The organism is uncultured Nevskia sp., from assembly GCF_903885465.1.
Classification (GTDB): Bacteria; Pseudomonadota; Gammaproteobacteria; order Nevskiales; family Nevskiaceae; genus Nevskia.
The window spans coordinates 1-3702 of record NZ_CAISIQ010000242.1 but is presented as its reverse complement, the minus strand read 5'-3'; the positions used below and the strand labels follow the sequence as shown (position 1 = coordinate 3702).

At 65.7% G+C, this 3702-nt stretch carries 4 protein-coding genes; 1 reads left to right on the top strand and 3 read right to left on the bottom strand.

Annotated elements, in window-relative coordinates; genetic code table 11:
* From QZY06_RS09010 to QZY06_RS09000, 3 genes are all read right to left on the bottom strand, one after another.
* Window positions 1-689 (bottom strand): glutamate-5-semialdehyde dehydrogenase (locus QZY06_RS09010; protein WP_367275598.1); only part of this gene is annotated, 689 nt, incomplete at its 3' end.
* Between the two features lie 62 nt (window positions 690-751).
* The gene (gene holA / locus QZY06_RS09005; protein WP_295683098.1) at window positions 752-1792 is read right to left on the bottom strand and encodes a DNA polymerase III subunit delta; all 1041 of its coding nucleotides are present in this window, start codon (window positions 1790-1792) and stop codon (window positions 752-754) included.
* Window positions 1793-1799: 7 nt separating this feature from the next.
* A complete protein-coding gene (locus QZY06_RS09000) occupies window positions 1800-2666 on the bottom strand; it encodes an alpha/beta hydrolase (protein ID WP_295683095.1) in 867 nt (288 codons plus the stop codon).
* A 171-nt stretch (window positions 2667-2837) separates the two neighbouring features.
* On the opposite strand from QZY06_RS09000, the gene QZY06_RS08995 reads away from it, so the two are divergent.
* The coding region (locus QZY06_RS08995; protein ID WP_295683092.1) for a hypothetical protein at window positions 2838-3702 on the top strand (865 nt) is incomplete at its 3' end.

The following is a 3702-nucleotide window of genomic DNA, read 5'->3' as shown; positions in this document are numbered from 1 at the left end:
TGGTCGACATAGACGTGGCAGTTGCCGTCGAGATGCTTGATCACCGGCACCTTGGCGTGTTCGGAGACGAACGCGACCAGGCCCTTGCCGCCGCGCGGAATGACCACGTCGATCGCTTCCGGCATTGCCAGCATTGCGGCGACGGCGGCGCGGTCGGTGGTGTCGACCACCTGCACCGCATCGCTGGGCAGGCCGGCGGATTTCAGCGCGCGCGAGATGCAGCGGGCGATCGCCTGATTGCTGTGCATCGCTTCCGAGCCGCCTCTGAGCACGCAGGCATTGCCGGACTTCAGGCACAGCGCTGCGGCATCGGCGGTCACGTTCGGACGCGATTCATAGATGATGCCGACGACGCCGAGCGGCACCCGCATCTTGCCGACCTGGATGCCGGACGGCCGCATCTTCAGGTCGAACATTTCGCCGATCGGATCGGGCAGGGCGGCGACCTGGCGCACGCCATCGGCCATCGCGGCAACGCGGGACGGATTCAGCTCCAGGCGCTCGACCAGCGCCTCATCGAGCTTGGCATCGCGCGCCGCGCGCAGATCCAGCGCATTGGCTTCGAGGATGGTGGTGGCTTCGGCCATGATCACATCGGCCAGCGCGAACAGGGCGGCGTTCTTCTCGCCAGTGCTGGCGCGGGCAATCAGCCGGGCGGCCGCGCGGGCGCGAGTGCCGACCTCTTTCATGTAACGGTTGACCGCGTCGTTGCCGGCCGCGTCCTTCCGGAATTCCCTGTTGGTTGCCGCAGTCATCGCCTTGCCGTTGCCGCCTTTTTCCTCGCCGTTGTAGAAACGGCCACGATCAATGTTAACAACTCTTCCCAGGCCTGCGGCTGACCGCCGCTGGACTTGGCCTGGGCGTCGACCTGCGCGCACTTGCGCAGCCAGCCGAGCACCTGGTTCGGCGTCGAGCGTTCCGCGGCTTTCGTGTAGGCCGGCTGGTTGGCCTTGTGGATGCGCGCGGCCTCGACAGCCGAGGCCGCATTGCCGGTGCGCGCCATCAGATTGGCGACGTTGGCGAGCTGGCGCAGACCGGTGGCCAGCAGCAGGGTGATCGGCACGATATCCATGCCTTCGCCACGCAAGGTATCGAGGCCACGCATCGCGCCGCGGGCATCGCCGGCCATGATCTTGTTGATCCAGCCGAAGACGTCGATGTGCGCGGAATCGGCAACCGCAGTGTCGATGGCATCGACATTCAGCCGAGCGCCCTTGCCATGCAGCAGCACCAGCTTCTGCACTTCCTGCTGGGCGGCCAGCAGATTGCCCTCGGTGCGCTCGGCGAGCAGTTGCAGCGCTTCCGGTTCGGCATCGAGCCCGGCTGCTTTCAGGCGACTACCGATCCAGCCCGGCAGCTCGCCCGGCTTCATCGCTTCGAAGTACAGGCTGGCGCCGGCCGCTTCGAGTGCCGAAAACCAGCCGCCGCTGCGGGTGCGCCATTCCAGCTTGTTGACGTGGATCAGCAGCAGCACGTCGCGCGGTGGCGCGCTGGCCAGCTGCTGCAGGATCTTGCCGCCGGCGACATCGGGCGCGTTGTGCAGGCGCAGTTCGACGATGCGCAAGGACGCGAACAGCGACATCGCATTGCAGGCATCGAGCAGCAGGCCCCACTCGAAACCCTTCTCGGCATCGAGCACTTCACGCTCGGAATAGCCGACGGCGCGCGCCTTGGCGCGGATCGAATCGAGCGCTTCCTGAGCCAGCAGCGGTTCCTCGCCACCGACGACGTACAGCGGCGCCAGGCCCTTGACGAGTGTGGCCGGCAGTTGCGACAGGTTCAGGCGCGCCATGACCGACTCAGGCCGACAGGAAGGTGGCGACCAGCGCCGCGGTTTCTTCGGGGGCGTCGAAATGCAGCATGTGCCCGGCTTCCGGCAGTAGTTCGACCCGGTGGCGACGGAAGCAGCTGACCCGCGCCGCGCGCTGTTCGGGTGGCATCTTGACGAAAGACTTGCCTGCGTCGACGAACAAGGTATCCGCCGTCACCTCGCGCCAGACCGCGTTCGAATCCTCGGCGTGATACAGCCCGGGGCCGTGGCGGTAATGCTTGGGATCGGCGCACAGCGTGACCTTGCCGTAGCCATCCTCGCGGCCCCAGCAGCGCGACACGAACGCGGCATGTGCGTCCGACAGCTGCGGATGCTGGCGGCGGATACGCCCGGCCAGTTCATCGAACGAGGCGTAGCTGCGTTCGCGCGGCGTTTCGCGCAGTTCGTCCAGCCAGTGCAGGAAGCGCTTCGGCGCCAGCGCCGCCGGCATATCCGGCAGGGTGATGCCGTCGAGCAGCGCCAATTTTTCGACGCGCGCCGGCCTCAGGCCTGCAAACAGGCTGACGATCTGCGAGCCCATGCTGTGGCCCGCCAGGCGCAGCGGTGCATCCGGCGAGTAGTGGTTGACGATGGCATCGAGGTCGGCCACGTAATCGTGGAACCAGTAGCCTTCCTGCGGCCACTCGGTGTGGCCGAAGCCGCGCCAATCCGGAGCGATTACCTGCCAGCGGTCGAGCAGCGGTGCGACCAGCGGCTCGAAGGTGGCCGATACATCGAGAAAGCCGTGGCCGAGGAACAGCAGCGGCAGGCGCGCATCGCCCCAGCGACGCAGGTGATAGCGCAGGCCGCGGACGCGCAGGAATTCGGAGCGGCTGGTCAGGTTCAGCGAGGTCATGCGTGATTATCGCAGTCGCGGCACAGGGCGCGGGCCCTGCCGTTGCCGGGCCATGACAAATCAGGCGATGACAAAGGCATCCGTCGTGTCAGCGCGGCACAAGTTATGCTTTGTCCAGCCAGCGGCCGAGCATGTCGTCGTCAACTCACAAAAACAGGCCCGCACACAGCCATGACCTACTGCGTCGCGATCAAAGTCAACGACGGCCTCGTATTCGCCGCCGATACCCGTACTGCTGCTGGCGTCGATGACGTGCGCACGTACAACAAGCTGCATGTGCTTGAGGTGCCCGGGGAGCGCGTGTTCGTGATTCTCTCCGCCGGCAATCTGGCGACCACGCAGTACGTGCTCGCCTATGCCCGTCGCGAGATGAACGACCCGAGCTGCAAGGTGTCGCTGCGCACGGTGCGCCACATGTTCGATGCCGCCGATTATCTCGGCCAGCTGTCGGTACGCGCGCAGAAGCAGAGTGCGGAATCGAGCATGAACGTCAATGTCGAAACGACCTTGATTCTCGGCGGCCAGATCATGGGCGAAGATCCCTCGATCTACCTGATCTACCCGCTCGGCAACTGCATCGCCGCCAGCCCGGAAATGCCGTTCCTGCAGATCGGCGAGATCAAGTACGGCAAGCCGATTCTCGATCGCTTCGTCCGGCCGGGTGCCAAGCTCGAAGATGCTGCGCGCTGCGCGCTGGTGTCGCTGGATTCGACGATGCGCTCGAACATCTCGGTCGGCCCGCCGGTCGATGTCGCGATCATGGAACGCGATCGCCTGTCGATCACCCATTCGTTCCGGCTCGATTACGACACGCCGTACTACGCTGCGCTCAAGGAAACCTGGGCGCGTCAGCTCGAGAACGCGGTGCGCTCGCTGCCGAAATTCGACTGGGAAGTGCAGCAGTCGCTGGCGCTGTCGATGCAGCATCAGCAGGCGGCACAGGCGCCGATGTCGCAGCAGGCTCACCAGTCGACGCCGACCTGGCCTTCGCAGCAGGGCCCGAACGGTGCCTGGTTGATGTCATCGGCACCTGCCG

What these genes read in the sequence shown, in the direction of transcription:
- holA (WP_295683098.1), bottom strand. Translation starts at nt 1,792, where the DNA reads ATGGCGCGCCTGAACCTGTCGCAACTGCCGGCCACACTCGTCAAGGGC.
- QZY06_RS09000 (WP_295683095.1), bottom strand. Translation starts at nt 2,666, where the DNA reads ATGACCTCGCTGAACCTGACCAGCCGCTCCGAATTCCTGCGCGTCCGC.